The 16375-nt window shown below is 65.1% G+C and carries 15 protein-coding genes and 1 pseudogene; 6 read left to right on the top strand and 10 right to left on the bottom strand.

All coding sequences use genetic code 11. The features are described from left to right. From hprK to ASB57_RS24660, 8 genes and pseudogenes are all read right to left on the bottom strand, one after another. A complete protein-coding gene (hprK, locus tag ASB57_RS24625) occupies positions 1-927 on the bottom strand; it encodes an HPr(Ser) kinase/phosphatase (RefSeq protein WP_057656414.1) in 927 nt (308 codons plus the stop codon). A 19-nt stretch (positions 928-946) separates the two neighbouring features. Beyond that, a complete protein-coding gene (locus tag ASB57_RS24630; RefSeq protein WP_057654567.1) occupies positions 947-1402 on the bottom strand; it encodes a PTS sugar transporter subunit IIA in 456 nt (151 codons plus the stop codon). Between the two features lie 276 nt (positions 1403-1678). Next, the gene (hpf, locus tag ASB57_RS24635) at positions 1679-2002 is read right to left on the bottom strand and encodes a ribosome hibernation-promoting factor, HPF/YfiA family (RefSeq protein WP_057654568.1); all 324 of its coding nucleotides are present in this window, start codon (positions 2000-2002) and stop codon (positions 1679-1681) included. Positions 2003-2198: 196 nt separating this feature from the next. After that, positions 2199-2984 carry an LPS export ABC transporter ATP-binding protein gene (lptB, locus tag ASB57_RS24640; protein ID WP_369822881.1) on the bottom strand — a complete coding sequence of 262 codons (786 nt, stop codon included), beginning with the start codon at positions 2982-2984 and terminating at the stop codon, positions 2199-2201. A gap of 123 nt (positions 2985-3107) precedes the next feature. Beyond that, positions 3108-3812 carry a lipopolysaccharide transport periplasmic protein LptA gene (gene lptA, locus ASB57_RS24645; protein WP_231755238.1) on the bottom strand — a complete coding sequence of 235 codons (705 nt, stop codon included), beginning with the start codon at positions 3810-3812 and terminating at the stop codon, positions 3108-3110. Between the two features lie 134 nt (positions 3813-3946). Further along, positions 3947-4540 (bottom strand): annotated as a pseudogene (lptC, locus tag ASB57_RS24650) (LPS export ABC transporter periplasmic protein LptC); the annotation flags it as partial. Between the two features lie 14 nt (positions 4541-4554). Continuing rightward, positions 4555-5157 (bottom strand): KdsC family phosphatase, encoded by a 603-nt coding sequence (locus ASB57_RS24655; RefSeq protein ID WP_369822882.1) that lies wholly within the window; start codon positions 5155-5157, stop codon positions 4555-4557. 5 nt (positions 5158-5162) lie between these two features. Continuing rightward, the gene (locus tag ASB57_RS24660; protein WP_057654571.1) at positions 5163-6152 is read right to left on the bottom strand and encodes an SIS domain-containing protein; all 990 of its coding nucleotides are present in this window, start codon (positions 6150-6152) and stop codon (positions 5163-5165) included. A 157-nt stretch (positions 6153-6309) separates the two neighbouring features. Here ASB57_RS24660 and purT point away from each other — a divergent pair, with 157 nt between their 5' ends. Both purT and ASB57_RS24670 read left to right on the top strand, forming a co-directional pair. After that, positions 6310-7530, top strand: a complete 1221-nt coding sequence (gene purT / locus ASB57_RS24665) for a formate-dependent phosphoribosylglycinamide formyltransferase (RefSeq protein WP_057654572.1) — start codon at positions 6310-6312, stop codon at positions 7528-7530. Positions 7531-7571: 41 nt separating this feature from the next. Further along, a complete protein-coding gene (locus tag ASB57_RS24670) occupies positions 7572-8489 on the top strand; it encodes an SdiA-regulated domain-containing protein (protein ID WP_156414258.1) in 918 nt (305 codons plus the stop codon). Positions 8490-8583: 94 nt separating this feature from the next. Here the strand turns inward: ASB57_RS24670 and ASB57_RS24675 are convergent, their stop codons facing one another. Both ASB57_RS24675 and ASB57_RS24680 read right to left on the bottom strand, forming a co-directional pair. Then, positions 8584-10200, bottom strand: coding sequence for an ABC transporter substrate-binding protein (locus tag ASB57_RS24675; RefSeq protein WP_057654574.1), 1617 nt, complete (start codon positions 10198-10200; stop codon positions 8584-8586). Positions 10201-10770: 570 nt separating this feature from the next. Continuing rightward, positions 10771-10980 carry a hypothetical protein gene (locus tag ASB57_RS24680; protein ID WP_057654575.1) on the bottom strand — a complete coding sequence of 70 codons (210 nt, stop codon included), beginning with the start codon at positions 10978-10980 and terminating at the stop codon, positions 10771-10773. Positions 10981-11394: 414 nt separating this feature from the next. On the opposite strand from ASB57_RS24680, the gene ASB57_RS24685 reads away from it, so the two are divergent. From ASB57_RS24685 to ASB57_RS24700, 4 genes are all read left to right on the top strand, one after another. Then, positions 11395-12015 carry a TetR/AcrR family transcriptional regulator gene (locus tag ASB57_RS24685; protein ID WP_057654576.1) on the top strand — a complete coding sequence of 207 codons (621 nt, stop codon included), beginning with the start codon at positions 11395-11397 and terminating at the stop codon, positions 12013-12015. A gap of 105 nt (positions 12016-12120) precedes the next feature. Beyond that, positions 12121-13272, top strand: a complete 1152-nt coding sequence (locus ASB57_RS24690) for an acyl-CoA dehydrogenase family protein (RefSeq protein ID WP_057654577.1) — start codon at positions 12121-12123, stop codon at positions 13270-13272. A gap of 75 nt (positions 13273-13347) precedes the next feature. Then, positions 13348-14574: a CaiB/BaiF CoA-transferase family protein gene (locus ASB57_RS24695; RefSeq protein ID WP_057654578.1), complete on the top strand. Its 1227-nt coding sequence runs from the start codon at positions 13348-13350 to the stop codon at positions 14572-14574. A 139-nt stretch (positions 14575-14713) separates the two neighbouring features. Beyond that, positions 14714-16258 carry a 3-hydroxyacyl-CoA dehydrogenase gene (locus ASB57_RS24700; protein ID WP_057654579.1) on the top strand — a complete coding sequence of 515 codons (1545 nt, stop codon included), beginning with the start codon at positions 14714-14716 and terminating at the stop codon, positions 16256-16258. Positions 16259-16375: the final 117 nt, after the last annotated feature.

Here is a 16375-nt window from a genome sequence, read left to right on the forward strand (position 1 = left end):
TCACTTGCTGCTTTGAAGAATCGCCATGGCCTGGCGTTCCATGAATTCGCCCAGCGTATCGATGCCGCGCAGTTTCAGGATGGTATTGCGCACGGCCGCCTCCACCAGCACCGCCAGGTTACGGCCGGCGGCCACTTGCAGCATGACCTTGCGGATCGGCAGGCCCAGCATGTCCTGGGTAATGTCCTGCAGCGGCAACCGCTCGAATTTGTCCTGCGCCGTGGCGCGCACCAGATGCACGATCAGCTTCAGACGCATTTTGCGGCGCACCGAGGTCTCGCCGAAGATGGTGCGGATATCCAGCAGCCCCAGCCCCCGCACTTCCAGCAGGTTCTGCAGCAAGGAAGGACAGTGGCCTTCGATCATGTTCGGCGCGGTGCGTGACAGCTCCACCGCGTCATCGGCGACCAGGCCATGGCCGCGCGAAATCAGTTCCAGCGCCAGTTCGCTCTTGCCCAGACCCGACTCGCCGGTGATCAGCACGCCCAATCCCAGCACGTCGAGAAACACGCCATGCACCGTGGTGGTCGGCGCCAGTTTCTTGCCAAGATAGATGCGCAACAGGTCGATCAGCTGCGCCGCAGCCACCGGGGTGCCCAGCAAGGGCACCTGATGCTGCTCGCATTGGTCGATCAGGTCCTGCGGCGCGGACAGGCCGTCGGCCAGCAGGATGGCCGGCACGCCGCCGATCAACAGCTCGTCCATGTGGTGCATGCGACGGCGCAGATCGAAGCGCGAGTAGTACGCCAGCTCTTCCTGGCCGAACACCTGGATGCGCGAGGGGTGGATCAGGTTCAAGTGGCCGACCAGGTCGGCCGCCGCCATGCCGTCATCGGGAATCACGCGCTCGGCGGCGCCTTGTCCCGCGATCCAATTGAAAGGGATTTTGTCGGCGTTGTCGTCGACCAGTTCCTGGACAGTGAGCAGCATGGCGTTATCGGATGGGTCAGAGTTTGCCCGTCGTCAGCATGCGATGCACTGCAGCCGGATCGGTTTCGGTATGGAGCGCTTCGCGCAGCGGCTTATTGGACATCAAATGCGCCAATTCCGCGAGTATGTCCAGATGCTGTTGCGTGGCCGCCTCGGGCACCAGCAGCACCAGCAGCAGGGTCACGGGCTGGCCGTCCGGCGAATCGAAGGCCACGGGCTGCGCCAGGCGGATGAACGCGGCCACCGCCTGATCCAGGCTTTTGACGCGCCCATGCGGCACGGCAACGCCCTGGCCCAAGCCGGTCGACCCCAAGCGCTCGCGCGCGAACAGGCTGTCGAAGACAGTGGAACGCGCCAGGCCGTTATTGTTTTCGAATAGCAGGCCCGCTTGTTCGAATGCGCGCTTCTTACTGGTAGCCAGCAAATCCAGCACGACATTGCCCGCGGGCAGAATACGGGACAAATGGTTCATTTTGCGGATTATAGGGGTGATTGCGGCGGTGCAAAAATGCTCAGGCGCAGACAGGCATCCTACGCTGTGTGGCGGAGGCGCATCGAGGCTATTTTGGGGGATCTTGCGGAAGGGCTGTGCGAGGTCTGTCAGGCACCGATGCCCCGGACTGCAAACGCGGGGTCATCGGCGACTTGCTCGGATCGCAGGCTTTGCACCTGCGTACGCGTCGATGGCTTACACCACTCGGCGCGCGAAAGTCAGACTACGAGTGTTTGTGAGGCGCTGTGCGGTGACTCAAGCCGCTATGGGTTGCCGCTTCACAGACTCGTTATCGTGGCTTTGCACTTTGTCCTTGTGCTTGATGACCTGACGGTCGATTTTGTCGGCTAACAAGTCGATGGCCGCATACAGGTTTTCGTCCTGGGCCTCGCAGTGGATGTCCTTGCCGCGTAGGCGCATGGTGATTTCGGCGCAGTGGCGCAGGGGCTCAACCGAAAGCATGACTTGGGTATCGATGACGTGATCGAAATGCCGGAGTACTCGCGCCAGCTTGTTGACTACATATTCCCGGAGTGCCGGGGTGACGTCGAGGTGACGACCGCAGATGCTCAGATTCATAGTGCAATCTCCTTCTGCCAAAAAAATACAGTTGTGCGCATGATTGCGCGTTAATCCGTAAAGAATCCCCCCTGGAAAGTAGTGGTCCGTAATTCTAGTGTAATGACTCTGGGTCTTAATTCAAGACCCCCAGTGGCCTAATCAACGCGCTTTTACAAGCCACTGCGCGATTTACATCCAGATATTCGGCATCTCGTTACATGCGGAAGTGTTCGCCCAGGTAGACGCGGCGCACGGCGGGGTCGGTGATGATCTCGTCGGGATGCCCATCGGTCAGCACCTTGCCCTCGCTGATGATGTAGGCCCGATCGCAGATGCCCAGGGTTTCGCGCACGTTGTGGTCAGTGATCAGCACACCGATGCCGCGGCTCTTGAGGAAGCGCACGATACGCTGGATCTCGATCACCGCGATGGGGTCCACGCCGGCGAAAGGCTCGTCCAGCAGAATGAAGCGGGGGCTGGTGGCCAGGGCTCGCGCGATTTCCACCCGGCGCCGTTCGCCGCCCGACAGGGAAATGGCCGTATTTTTACGAATATGGCCGATCTGCAGCTCTTCGAGCAGCAATTCCAGGTTTTCGTTGATCTTGGCGTTGGAGATCGTGCGCCCGTTGGCATCGACCTGCAATTCCAGCACGGCGCGGATGTTCTGCTCTACCGTCAGGCGGCGAAACACCGACGCGTCCTGGGGCAGGTAGGACACGCCCAGGCGGGCGCGCTTGTGGATGGGCAGCGCGGTGATGTTCAGATCTTCGATTTCGATCCGACCCGCATCGGCGGGCACCAGGCCCACGATCATGTAGAAGCTGGTGGTCTTGCCGGCGCCGTTGGGGCCCAGCAGGCCCACCACTTCGCCGCTCGATACCGACAGCGACACATCCTGCACCACGGTGCGGCCGTTATACGTCTTGCGCAGACCGGTGGCCCGAAGCTGGCTGGGCGGTCCTACCGGTTTGGCGGGCTTGCTGGAGGTGGCGTCTGTGATCATCGTGAACGGAGTAGGGGACGTGCGGCCCGCGCGCGGTCTGAAGGCGGACCGTGGCGGACGAAGGGACGATTGGGGCCTGTGATGCGCAAGGCGTGACGCGCTGGCGTCACGCCGCACACCTCAAGGGGTGTTCTTGGCCGGCGGTGCCGACGGCAAGGGCGCTTTGGCGGCCTGGGCGCGACGGCATTCCTCGATGGCGACATCGGTGCGCGAGCGCGGTTCCACGATGGAGCGCACGCGTCCGCCCGGCGCCGACGAGCCCGGGCCACCCATGGCTTCATAGGTGCCGGCCTTGTCGTTATACCGGACCCGTTGCCCACGGATGGTGTCGAACTGTTTGCCACAGATATAGCGGGTGACAACGGCCTGGCCGATCAGGTCGAACTGGCTCTTGGGGCCGTCATATTCCGCGCGCTGGCCGACACCTTCGATGAGCTCGAAGTTTTCGGGGCGTTCCTGGCGGATGTTGACCAGCTTGCTGGGGCTGTTCATGGTGGCGACACCGAACTGGCCGCCCTGGGCATCTTCATGAAGCTCCATCTTGTCGGACTTCATGGTGAGCAGGCCGCGCGTCATGATGACATTGCCGGTGAAGACGCTGGTCTTCTTTGTGTCGTCGTAATGCAGGGTGTCGGACAGGACCTGGGTGTTGGGCTCTTCTTCCGGCGTGGCCGGTTTCGAACTCTTTTTGGCGGGCGCGGCGGCCGGTGCGGGCTTGACGATGGGATCGGGCGGCGCGGTTTGCGCGGACACGCAGCTGGCGGCGCTCGCGAGCAGCACGCCGGTCAGCCACATGGAAAGGGTAAACGGTCGATTATGGATCATGGTTTCTTATTTCCGGTCGGTTCGGTGGCAGCCGGCGCACGCGTGGTCGCGTTCACCTTGCCTTGGGCCGAGTCCGGCTTCGCCCCCGTGCCTGACGCGGCACTCGAATCACCGGACTTCTTCCCAGAGTTGCTGGACGACGAGCCTGAGCGCGTGTCACTGTTATTGATCTCTACGTTGCTGGCCGAAAAGACCTCTAGTTGGCTGGTCTTGTTGTTGTATTTCATGCCGACGCCGTGCATGGTCGACTGTCCGCGCGTGACCAGCGCGGGCAGGTCGGTGTACATGACGTCGTCGTCCGGCAGGATGATCAGCTTCTCGCTGTGCACATCCATGGGCGGCGTCTTTTCATCCGGCTTGCGGTGCAGATGCGCATCCTTTTCCATCACGATGCGCTTGCCGCCTTCGTACATGGTGCCGGTTTGCGACGTGCCGATGGTGACCGGCGTGCCGGGCCGCAGGCCGACCGCGCGCGGCATGGTGACGACATAGGAGTCGTCGTCCGGATAGTGTTCGCCGTAGTCGCCTTCCAGCCGGTTGATGGGCTTGCCGTCCACGTCGGTGCGCACCATGGTGAAGTTGCGCGACCACGAGTCCATTTCATGGGTGTAGCGGCGCGGCGGGTCGTTTTGCACGGCCCGTTGCGTGTAGTCGGCCGCCCACCACGTGCCGACGACGAGCGACAGCAAGAGGAACAGCGCGATGAGCGATGGGAAACGTTCTTTCATTCCTGCCTGTATCTTTATTGGATGACGCCGGGGCCCAGCAGGCCGGGCGTGGACAACAGTGCCCCCAGCCGTCCTTGTGCCGCCAGCAGCAGATCACAACATTCGCGCACCGCGCCACTGCCGCCGGGCTGGGTGGATACCCAGTGCGCCCCTTGCGAGACGTAGATGGGGGCGTTCGGCACGCTGGCGGCGAAACCCGCGCGCTGCATGGCCGGCAGGTCGATGATGTCGTCGCCCATGAAGCCGGTCTGGTCCAGGGCCACGCCATGCCGTTGCGCCAGTTCGCTCAGGGCCTTGCCCTTGTCGCGCACGCCCTGCATGACGTCGGCGATGCCCAGTTCGGCCGCGCGGCGGTCCACGATGGGACCGGACCGGCCGGTGATCAGCGCCACGGCGACGCCGCCTTCGGCCAGCAGGCGCAGGCCGTGGCCGTCGAGGACGTGGAAGCGCTTGAGCATTTCGCCGCTTTCGCCGTAATAAAGGCTGCCGTCGGTCAGCACGCCGTCGACGTCGAACACCATCAGGCGCACGGCGGTCGCGCGTTCTTTGACTTGGGGCGCGACGCGCGCCAGGACCAGGGCTTCGGCCGGATGCGGCAGGGCTTTTGCAGTCGCCATCATGTTCATACCACCTTTGCCGCCATCAAATCGTGCATATGTAGCGCGCCCAGCAAGGCGCCGTTGTCGTCCAGGACCAGCATCTGGTTCAGACGCAGGGTGTCCATCTGTTCCGCCGCCACCACGGCGAGGGCATCCGCCTGCACCGTGCGCGGTGAACGCGTCATGCCCTCGGTTATGGTCAGACCGCGGATGTCGCCGCGGCGTTCAATCAATCGCCGCAAATCGCCGTCAGTGAAAATGCCGACCGGATGGCGATTCTCGTCGATCACGACGGTCATGCCCATACCCTTGGCCGACATTTCCTCCAGCGCCCGCGATAACGTTGCATCGACGCTTACGGTGGGCAGGGCTCCGCCCTGGCGCATGACGTCGCGCACGTGCGTCAGCAGGCGCCGGCCCAGCGCGCCGCCCGGGTGGGAGCGGGCGAAGTCTTCCGGCCCGAAACCGCGCGCTTCCAGGCAGGCGACCGCCAGCGCGTCGCCCATCGCCAGGGCCGCCGTGGTGCTGGCCGTGGGCGCCAGGTTCATGGGGCAGGCTTCCTGCGCCACGCTGACGTCCAGATGGATATCGGCCAGCTTGGCCAGTTCGGAGGACGGCTTGCCCGTCATCGCCAGGATGCGCGAGCCCAGGCGGCGCGCCACCGGTGCGATGGTCAGCAGTTCCGAGCCCGAGCCCGAATAGGAGATGGCCAGCAGGATGTCATCGGCGGTGAGCATGCCCAGGTCGCCATGCGCGGCTTCGCCGGCGTGCATGAAGAAGGCCGGCGTGCCGGTCGACGCCAGTGTGGCAGCGACCTTGCTGGCCACGTGGCCGGTCTTGCCGATGCCCGTCACCACGACGCGGCCGCGACAGTGCAGCAGCATGTCGACCGCTTGCGCGAAGGTGTCGTCCAGGCGTGCTTCGAGGTCGCGCAAGGCTTGCGCTTCAATGGCCAGCGTGCGGCGGGCCGAGGCCAGGGTTGCCTCTGGGGTCGTTGCGGGGATTGCGTTCATCGGGCGATTTTAATCGCAGCGGAGCAAGTTGCCCGCAGGTGGCGCGCTATGGCATCCTGGCGACTCGTTTTGCGATTCATTTGCGCCCACCGGGACCCCATTTTTCCCGGAAACCCGGGCGCCATGCTTTATTTCCTTACATTTCATCAGGTTATCCATGTCTACGATTCCGGCGCCCGTCCTGGGCACGCCTTTGTCCCCCGTTGCCACCCGTGTCATGCTGCTCGGAGCCGGCGAATTGGGCAAGGAAGTCGTCATTGCCCTGCAGCGCCTGGGCGTGGAAGTCATCGCGGTCGACCGCTATGCGGACGCGCCGGGGCATCAGGTGGCTCACCGTGCCCACGTGGTCTCCATGACCGATCGTGCCGCCCTGCGGGCCATCATCGAGCAGGAGAAGCCTGATGTCATCGTGCCGGAGATCGAGGCCATCGCCACCGATCTGCTGGTCGAGCTGGAAGCCGCCGGGACCGTGCGCGTGACCCCCACGGCGCGTGCCGCCCAGTTGACCATGAACCGCGAAGGCATCCGCCGGCTGGCGGCCGAAACGCTGGGCCTGCCGACCTCGCCTTACAAATTCGTCGATACCGAGGACGAGCTGCGGGCCGCCATCGACGGCGGCATCGGCTATCCCTGCGTCATCAAGCCGGTCATGTCCTCGTCGGGCAAGGGCCAGTCGGTGCTGAAGGGGCCGGACGACGTCGCGAACGCCTGGCGCTATTGCCAGGAGGGCGGCCGCGTGGGCGCCGGCCGTGCCATCGTCGAGGGCTTCATCCGCTTCGACTACGAAATCACCCTGCTGACCGTGCGTTCGCGCGGCGCGTCGGGGAATGTCGAGACCGGTTTCTGCGCGCCGATCGGCCACAAGCAGGTGGACGGCGACTATGTCGAGAGCTGGCAGCCGCATCCGATGTCGGCCAAGGCGCTGGAAAGCGCGCGTGACATCGCCCTGAAGGTGACCGGCGAGCTGGGCGGCCTGGGCATCTTCGGCGTCGAGCTGTTCGTGGCGGGCGACCAGGTCTGGTTCTCCGAGGTCAGCCCGCGCCCGCATGACACGGGCATGGTGACCATGATCACCCAGGCGCAGAACGAATTCGAACTGCATGCCCGCGCCTTGCTGGGCCTGCCGGTCGACCCGTCCCTGCGCCAGCCGGGCGCCAGCAGCGTCATCTACGGCGGGGTCGACACCCAGGCGGTGACCTTCCACGGTGTCGCCGACGCCTTGAGCGAGCCGGGCACCGACCTGCGTCTGTTCGGCAAGCCCGAGTCCTTCGTGAAGCGCCGCATGGGCGTGGCCCTGGCCACCGCCGACGATGTCGACACTGCCCGCGCCAAGGCCCTGCGGGCCTCCGGCAAGGTCCGCGTACAGGCATCGAAGTAAGGCTGGTGCAAGGGCTTTTTTCGCGGCGCGGCCGGCGCTGGTTGACCGCTTTCGCCGTGCTGTGCGGGGTGGCCGCGGCCGCCTGGTACGGCTGGCACACGCGCTGGCTGGCGCGGCAGGGCTTCGTGCTCCAGCGCGAAATCGCGCAGGCGCGGTCCGGGACGGGGGCGCCCGACCTGGGCACGACCCTGATGCTGGATCGCTATGTGGCCGACATCCAGGCCTTGCGCGTGGGCGACGAGGCCAATATGTCCTCGGTGACGTACGACGCGCAGCGGCACATCCTGGTGAGCATCACCAATCGCCAGCCCCATTTGCTGGAATTGTCCCTCGATGGCGTCTTGCAGCGGCGGGTTCCGCTGTCCGGTTTTGGCGACCCCGAGGCCGTCGAATACCTGGTGCCGGGCCGCTACATGATCGCCGAGGAGCGGCGCCGGCGCGTCACCGAAGTGACGCTCGACGCGGGCACCGACCAGGTGGTGTTCGACACTGGCGCCCAGCGCCATCTGACGCTGGGGCCGCCGGACGACGACAACCGGGGTTTCGAGGCGCTGGCCTACGACGCCGGCCGACAGCGTCTGTACATCGGCAAGGAAAACGATCCCGTCCGTATTTTCGAGGTCGAGGGGCTGTTCGCGCCGACGGGGCAGCCCTTGAACGTCAACGTCCACGTGGATCCGGCACGCGACCGGCGCCTGTTCCTCACCGATATTTCCGGCATGGTCCACGACAGCCGGACGGGCCACCTGCTGGTCCTGTCCGATGAGTCCAAGCTGGTCATCGAGCTGGACGCGGCCGGGCAGCCCGTGGGGATGATGAGCCTGCGCGCCGGCCAGCATGGTCTGCTCAAGGACATCCCGCAGGCCGAAGGCATCGCCCTGGATGACGCGGGCAATCTCTATATCGTCAGCGAGCCGAATCTCTTCTATCGCTTCCGACAAGGAAAAGTCGCCGGCTAGCTTGCAGGGCCATGGCGCATCCATAAAAAAGCCTCCCACAGGGAGGCTTTTTGCTTGCGGCCGTGCTTCAGGGCGCCACCGGCGCCCTGAATACTTACTTTGCTTCCTTGACCGACATCGCCAGGGTGAACTGGTCGCGGCGGCCTTCGTAGGTGAGGCCCTTGCGGAAGGCCCAGATCGAGCTTTCGAAGTGCAGCGGGATCAGCGCCAGATCGTCGAGGGCGATCTTGGTGGCCTGTTCATACAGGGCGCGGCGCTTGGCCGGGTCCACGGTGACCGACCCCGGGATGTACAGCTTGTCGAAGGCCGGGTTGGAATAACCACCGTAGTTGCTGGTGCCGAAGGACTTGGGGGCGTCGGTGGAGACCACCCACAGCTGGAACAATCCCGACGCTTCGCCCACTTCCGACGGCCAGCCGCCCAGCGAGAAGCTGAACTCACGCTTGGCGCGCTTGGGGAAGTAGATGGAAGCGGTCATTGCGTCCACATTGGTCTTGATGCCCACCCGCGACAGGTACTGGGCGACAGCCTGCATGATCTGGCCGTCGTTGATGTAGCGGTCATTGGTGCCGGACACGGTCAGTTCGAAACCGTTCGGATAACCCGCTTCGGCCAGCAGCTTCTTGGCGCCTTCGGGGTCGTACTTGATTTCGGGGGCCTTGGCCATGCCGCCGAACATGCCGTCGGGCATGAACTGGTAGGCCGGGGTGGCCAGGCCGTCCATGATGCGGGCGTCGATGGTCTTGCGGTCGATGGCCATGGAGATGGCGCGGCGCACGCGCACGTCCTGCAGCGGATTCTTGCCGTCCGCCGCCTTCACGAAGGGGCTGGGCGAGCGGGCGACGTCGGGCTGGAAGAACACCAGGCGGGTCGACGGCGTGGCGACGTAGCCGAACTTGGGATTGTCCTTGAGGCGTTGCAAGTCACGGGCGGCCGGGTTCTCGACCACGTCGAAATCGCCCGACAGCAGGCCCGTCAGGCGCGGGCCGGCATTGGGCACCGGCACCATCTTGACCTCTTTCCAGGCCGGCTTGGTGCCCCAGTAGCCCTCGTTGCGCTGCAGCTCCACGCCGGTGCCCTTGGTCCAGGATTTCTGCACATAGGGGCCGGTGCCGATGGCGTCCTTGCCATTGTTGAAGTCGGCATTGGTCGGCCAGGGGCCGGTGACGCCGCAACCATGTTCGGGATCGAAGGACAGCTTGCCGTGCGGCACGATGCCGTTCCAGATGATGGACAGCGAGCGTGCCAGTTCCTGCGGCATGACGGGCAGGGGCTCACGAGTCTTGATGATGACCGTGTGTGCGTCGGGGGTCTGCACGTCCGCGAACAGCTTGGTGAACGTGGCGTAGGAGTCGGAGATGTTGGTCTTGTTGTTCAGCGTGCGGCAGATGGTGAACAGCACGTCTTCCGACGTGAAGGGCTTGCCGTTGGAGAACTTCACGCCGTCGCGCAGCTTGATTTCCCAGGTCAGGTCGTCGGTATTCTTCCACGACGTGGCCAGACGGGGCACCAGGTTCATGTTGGCGTCGCGCCCGATCAGCATCTCGTACACATGCGCCGCCAGGGCTTCGTTGGCGGTGTTCTTGTGATAGTGCGGATCGGCTGAAGTGGCTTCCGCCGAAATGGCGATCTTCAGCGACTGGGCCTGCGCGGGGAGCGCCGCGGCGATGCCGACGGCGGCGAACAGCCCCAGGGTAAGACGAGACAGCATGGAAAACTCCGGAAAGACGTGCGGCCATGGCGGCTTGGGCCACGGCTATGCACCGTTTAGGACGGGGCGATTATCCGGATGGGGGGGAAATGCTGTCAATTCGCTGTTACCCGCAGGCGTGTCCAAATGGACGCGGGGGGCGAATGAGGGGAGGGAAGTCTGCGGCCGGGGCGGTTCGCAAGGCGCGTCCAAAGGACGGGGCGAACCGCGGCGGTCGCGGGCTTTTTACTTGAACGGTGGCGAAAGCGGCTACATCTTCCGGCGAATTCGCCAGAAACTGCCGCGAATTCGCCGGTGCTTGCTGCCACCGATATTGCTACTACGTACTGCTGGGTCTTGCACTCGACTGCGTATTGCGACTGCTATTTACTGCTACCGCGGGTACTGCGTGCTGCGTCTCGCTACTGCTACTTCGGAACTGCGCACTGCTACTACCTACTGCTACAGGCTTACTGCAGGGGCTTGCCACAGGGGCTTCGACTTGCTGGTACTGCGAACTACGGGTGCTGCAATCACTCAACTTGCTTTGCTGCTTACTGCTTTGCTACCTACTGCTTTGCTGCTTGCTGCTTACCACTGCGAACCGGAGAAGCGGTTGCTGGTGGCGCGGGCTTGGTTCATGGTTTCTTGAACTTCGTCGATGAAGTTGAAGAAGGCACCGACGGCGCGCTTGATGGCGGCGAAGGGATGGGCGGCGGATTGTTGGTTCATGCTGGCTTCCAGGATGTCGCGTTCGAGGGCGTCGGTCAGGCGGGCTTGGTTCAGGGCAATGTTCGTCATGGTCTTTCTCCGGGGTACTGCGTGTTTTGCTGCATCAGTGAAAACGATTATAGGGAATACCCTATGTGCAACGCAACATGAATTTAGGGGTAAACCCTAGATATGTTGTAAACAGGCATAACAGGGGGCGGTTCTCCTATGGAGAGGGCGGTGGGTGGGCAGCTACAGCTGCCCGCCTTTATTGGTGGAGGGCGGGCTCGGCCGCGCATCGCGGGGCGTGGACACTGGCCAAGCCGGGCCGCTCCGGAGCAAAGCCGCATGGACTCAAAAAATTACTTACCGTCCAGACGGTAAGTAATTAGAATGCTTGGCATGAGCACGATTTCTTCATCGCCTTCCACGCAGGCAGCACCCGCGACCCCTGACTCGTCCGACGCACACCGCCCGCGTGGCCGGGCGGGCAGGCCGCCCTCGATGCCGGCGCCGCGCGCCAGCATCCTGGCCGAGGCGGCCCGGCTGTTCGCCGACGGCGGCTATGAGAACAGCTCCATGGCCGACGTGGCGGCGCGGCTGGGGATGTCCAAGGCGGCCATCTATCACTACTTCCGCACCAAGCAGGACATCTACGACGCCATCATCATCGAGACCCTGACGGCGCTGGGACAGGCGGTGGCCGACGCCGTGGCGACCGCCGGCGACCCGGCCGCCAGGCTGCGCGCCTTCATGCTGGCCCACGCCCGCTACCTGGAAGCCCATCACGCCAAATTCGTCGCCATGTTGATCGGCTACTCGGGCATGAGCCCGGTCTACCGCGACGATGCGGCCCGCCTGCGCGACGACTACGAACACCTGCTGCGGGGACTCATCACCACCGGCGTGGCCCAGGGCGCCTTCCGCGCCATCGACCCGGCCGCCACCGGGCGCGCCATCCTGTCCATGCTCAATTGGATGGCCCGTTGGTACAAACCGGGCCAGGGCCAGACCGCCGAAGCGGTGGCCGACGGCTATTACGACCTGCTGCTGGGCGGCCTGCACCGGCCGGACAACGTCCCGCCAGCGCGCGAGGACAACGCCCCGCCCGGCACGCAGACCTGAATCCGGCAGCCCGGAATCGACCGCCGACCCCGGCTCCGATCCCCAGGGCCCCCCCAAACGCCAATCAAGACACCCGTATCTCGGAAATACCCCAGGAGACTCACCATGGCCCTCGACCAAGAAACCCTGACCCTCTTGCTGGACGCGGTGCGCCGCTTCGTCGACGAGCGTCTGATCCCCGCCGAGCAGGAGGTCGCCGAAACCGGCGAGATTCCGGCGGCCATCGTCCAGGAAATGCGCGAGCTGGGCCTGTTCGGTCTGTCGATCGCCCCCGAATACGGCGGCCTGGGTCTGAACATGGAAGAAGAAGTCCTGGTGGCCATGGCGCTGGGCCATACGTCGCCCGCCTTCCGCTCCCTGGCCGGCACCAACATCGGCATCGGCTCGCAGTCCATCGTGATGGCCGGCAGCGACGAACAGCGCAACCACTACCTGCCCAAGCTGGCCAGCGGTGAAATCATCGGTTCCTTCGCCCTGACCGAGCCCGAGGCCGGTTCCGACGCCATGTCCTTGCGCACCTTCGCGCAACGCGACGGCGATCACTACATCCTCAACGGCACCAAGCGCTTCATCACCAACGCCCCCATCGCCGGCCTGTTCTCGGTGATGGCGCGCACCAGCCAGGAACGCAAGTCCGACGCGATCTCCTGCTTCCTGGTCGAAGCCGGCACGCCCGGGCTGACCCTGGGCAAGCCCGACAAGAAAATGGGCCAGGCCGGCGCGCTGACCAGCGACGTGATCTTCGACAACTGCCGCGTGCCCGCGTCCGCGCTGCTGGGTGGACAGGAAGGCACGGGCTTCCGCACCGCCATGCGCGTGCTGGACAAAGGCCGGCTGCATATCTCGGCGCTCAGCGTCGGCACGGCCCAGCGCCTGATCGCCGATGCGGTGCGCTACGCGGCCGAGCGCAAGCAGTTCGGCAAGCCCATCGCCGAGTTCCAGCTCATCCAGGCCATGATCGCGGACAGCCAGGCGGAGGCCTATGCCGCCCGCTGCATGGTCATGGACGCCGCGCGCAAGCGCGACCGGGGCGAGAACACCACGCTGGAGGCGTCCTGCTGCAAGCTGTACGCCACCGAGATGGTCGGCCGCGTGGCGGACCGCGCGGTGCAGATCCATGGCGGCGCGGGCTACGTGTCGGAATACGCCGTCGAGCGCTTCTATCGCGACGTGCGCCTGTTCCGTCTCTACGAGGGCACCACCCAGATCCAGCAGCTGGTGATCGCGCGCGAAACCATGAAGGCGCACGGCTACTGAGCACCGCCCGGGGCGCAAGCCCCGCGTTTGTGGGGCAAAATGTGCCCACTCCCTTAACCGCCAACTCTCGGTTTTATGTCGACTCGTCCTGCTCCCCTGACCGGTATTCGCGTTCTAGACCTGACCCGCGTGCTCGCGGGCCCCTGGTGCACTCAAAATCTGGCTGACCTCGGCGCGGAGGTCGTGAAGATCGAACGTCCCGGTGCGGGCGACGACACGCGCGCCTGGGGGCCTCCGTATCTGAAGGACCAGGACGGCAACGACACGACCGAGGCGGCCTATTACCTGTCCGCCAACCGCAACAAGAAGTCCGTCGCGCTGGACATCGCCACGCCGCGCGGCGCCGAGCTGGTACGCGAGCTGGCGCGCCAGAGCGACATCCTGGTGGAAAACTTCAAGGTGGGCGGCCTGCGCAAGTACGGCCTCGACTACGAAAGCCTGAGCAAGGAAAACCCCGGCCTCATCTACTGCTCCATCACGGGCTTCGGCCAGACGGGGCCGTACGCCACGCGTCCCGGCTACGACTTCATGATCCAGGGCATGGGCGGCCTGATGAGCATCACCGGCGAACGCGACGACGCCCCGGGTGGCGGCCCGCAGAAGGCGGGCGTGGCGGTGGCGGACCTGATGACCGGCATGTATTCGACCGTCGGCATCCTGGCGGCCCTGCACGAGCGCGGCCGCAGCGGCCTGGGCCAGCACATCGACATGGCGCTGCTGGATTGCCAGGTCGCCATGATGGCCAACCAGAACCTCAACTACATGACCTCGGGCAAGGCGCCGCGCCGCGCCGGCAACGCGCACCAGAACCTGGTGCCCTACCAGGTCTTCGCGGTCAGCGACGGCCACATGATCGTGGCGGTGGGCAATGACAGTCAGTTCCGCGCCTATTGCCGCGTCATCGGCATGCCGGAGCTTTCCGAAGATCCGCGCTTCAACACCAATCCCAAGCGCGTGCTGAATCGCGAGGAGCTGGTGCCGCTGCTGGTCGAGCGCATGGCGCAAGGCGAACGCGACCATTGGCTGGCCGAGCTGGAGCGCGCAGGCGTGCCCGCCGGTCCCATCAATACCCTGGATCAGGTGTATGAAGACCCGCAGGTGGTCTTCCGCCAGATGAAGCGGGAATTGCCGCATCCGGTGGCAGGCACGGTGCCGGTGGCGGGCAGCCCGCTGCGCCTGTCGGGCAGCCCGGTCGAGTACCGGCACGCGCCGCCCATGCTGGGCGAGCACACCGCGCAAGTGTTGCGCGATCGCCTGGGCCTGTCCGACGCCGACATCGAGGCGCTGGCCTCCGGTCATTGAATCGTCGCGGCGGCAACGCACAATCCATTCAAGGCGATGAGCGCGTGGCGTGGCCGCGCCGGCACGTCGCACGCAGGGTCGACGCCGGTGTCATCCAGACACCGGCCTGGAATTTCGTAGCAAAGTTGGAGACAGAAAAATGAAGCCGATCGAAACCTTGGGCATCGTGGGCGCCGGCGCGATGGGACGCGGCATCGCGCAGATCGCCGCCCAGGCGGGCCTGCGCGTGAAGTTGTTCGATACCAGCGCCGAGGCCGTGCAAGCGGCGCGCGCCAACTTGCAGCAGACGTGGGACAAGCTGGTGCAGAAGGGCAAGCTGGAAGCCGCCGCCGCGGACGCCGCCTTGGGGCAGATCGTTGCCTGCGCGGCGCTTGAGGACCTGGCGGACTGCCAGCTGGTGGTCGAAGCCATCGTCGAGCGCCTGGACATCAAGCGGGAAGTCTTCGGCAAGCTGGAAGCGGTGGTGGCGGATGACTGCATCCTGGCCTCCAATACGTCTTCGCTGTCGATCACGGCGATTGCCGCGGGCTGCCGCCTGCCGGGCCGGGTGGCCGGCTTCCATTTCTTCAATCCCGTGCCCTTGATGAAGGTGGTCGAGGTCATCGACGGCCTGCGTGGTGACGCCGCGGCCGGCGACGCCTTGATGGAATTGGCGCGCCGCATGGGCCATACGCCGGTACGCGCGCGCGACATGCCGGGCTTCATCGTCAACCATGCCGGCCGTGGCCTGAACACGGAAGGCTTGCGTATCGCCCAGGAAGCGGTGGCATCGTTCGACCAGGTCGACGCCATCATGCGCGAGCAGGCAGGTTTCCGCATGGGGCCTTTCGAGCTGATGGACCTGACCGCGCTGGATGTCTCGCATCCGGTGATGGAGTCGATCTACCGGCAGTTCTTCGATGAAGCGCGTTTTCGGCCGTCGCCCCTGACCACCGTGCGCCTGGCTGGCGGACTGGTCGGCCGCAAGGCGGGGGAAGGTTTCTATCGCTATGTCGACGGACAGAAGCAGCTGGCGGCCGAAGCCGCCGCGCCCGCCTTGCCGGGCAGCCTCAAGGTGTGGGTCAGTCATGTGCATCCGCAAGGCCAGGCTTGCGCGCAGGACCTGCTGAAGCAACTGAAGGCCGGTGCCTTGCAGCTGGGCTTCGAGCTGTCCACCGCCAGTGAAGCGCCCGACGATGCCTTGATCGTCGTCACACCGTACGGCGAGGACGTTTCCACTGCCGTGTTCACGCAGGGCCTGGACCCGGCTCGCACGGTGGGCATCGATACGCTGAATGGCCTGAAGGGCGGGCAACGCCGCACCCTGATGGTGTCGCCGGCCACCGAGCCCCGCTGGCGCGACGCGGCGCATGCCCTGTTCGCGGCGGATGGCGCGGCTGTCAGCGTGGTGCAGGATTCGCCGGGCTTCGTGGCGCAGCGGGTGGTGGCGTGCATCGTCAACATCGCGGCGGATATTGCCCAGCAGCGCATCGCCACGCCGGAAGATATCGACCAGGCCGTGCGTCTGGGGCTGGGCTATCCCATGGGCCCGCTGGCCCTGGGCGACGCGCTGGGCGGGGCGCGTATTTTGGAGATCCTGCGCAATATGCAGCGTGTGACCGGCGATCCGCGTTATCGCCCCAGCCTGTGGCTGCAGCGACGCGTGCAGCTGGGACTGTCCTTGCGGGCGAATAGCCTGGCTTGAACGAGATTGACGGGGGCCTTGCCGGCGTTTTACGGAGCTCTACCGGCGCTTGATCCGGGTCACCCCGCGCTAAAGCGCATTCAGGCCCCCGGAAGCAAGAAGCGCCCCCTTGGGGGC

The sequence above is a fragment of the Bordetella sp. N genome (genome assembly GCF_001433395.1).
Lineage (GTDB): Bacteria > Pseudomonadota > Gammaproteobacteria > Burkholderiales > Burkholderiaceae_B > Bordetella_C.

What these genes read in the sequence shown, in the direction of transcription:
- ASB57_RS24655 (WP_369822882.1), bottom strand. Translation starts at nt 5,157, where the DNA reads ATGGCGACTGCAAAAGCCCTGCCGCATCCGGCCGAAGCCCTGGTCCTG.
- ASB57_RS24685 (WP_057654576.1), top strand. Translation starts at nt 11,395, where the DNA reads ATGCCGGCGCCGCGCGCCAGCATCCTGGCCGAGGCGGCCCGGCTGTTC.
- purT (WP_057654572.1), top strand. Translation starts at nt 6,310, where the DNA reads ATGTCTACGATTCCGGCGCCCGTCCTGGGCACGCCTTTGTCCCCCGTT.
- ASB57_RS24675 (WP_057654574.1), bottom strand. Translation starts at nt 10,200, where the DNA reads ATGCTGTCTCGTCTTACCCTGGGGCTGTTCGCCGCCGTCGGCATCGCC.
- ASB57_RS24700 (WP_057654579.1), top strand. Translation starts at nt 14,714, where the DNA reads ATGAAGCCGATCGAAACCTTGGGCATCGTGGGCGCCGGCGCGATGGGA.
- hpf (WP_057654568.1), bottom strand. Translation starts at nt 2,002, where the DNA reads ATGAATCTGAGCATCTGCGGTCGTCACCTCGACGTCACCCCGGCACTC.
- ASB57_RS24660 (WP_057654571.1), bottom strand. Translation starts at nt 6,152, where the DNA reads ATGAACGCAATCCCCGCAACGACCCCAGAGGCAACCCTGGCCTCGGCC.
- ASB57_RS24690 (WP_057654577.1), top strand. Translation starts at nt 12,121, where the DNA reads ATGGCCCTCGACCAAGAAACCCTGACCCTCTTGCTGGACGCGGTGCGC.
- ASB57_RS24695 (WP_057654578.1), top strand. Translation starts at nt 13,348, where the DNA reads ATGTCGACTCGTCCTGCTCCCCTGACCGGTATTCGCGTTCTAGACCTG.
- lptA (WP_231755238.1), bottom strand. Translation starts at nt 3,812, where the DNA reads ATGATCCATAATCGACCGTTTACCCTTTCCATGTGGCTGACCGGCGTG.
- ASB57_RS24680 (WP_057654575.1), bottom strand. Translation starts at nt 10,980, where the DNA reads ATGACGAACATTGCCCTGAACCAAGCCCGCCTGACCGACGCCCTCGAA.
- ASB57_RS24630 (WP_057654567.1), bottom strand. Translation starts at nt 1,402, where the DNA reads ATGAACCATTTGTCCCGTATTCTGCCCGCGGGCAATGTCGTGCTGGAT.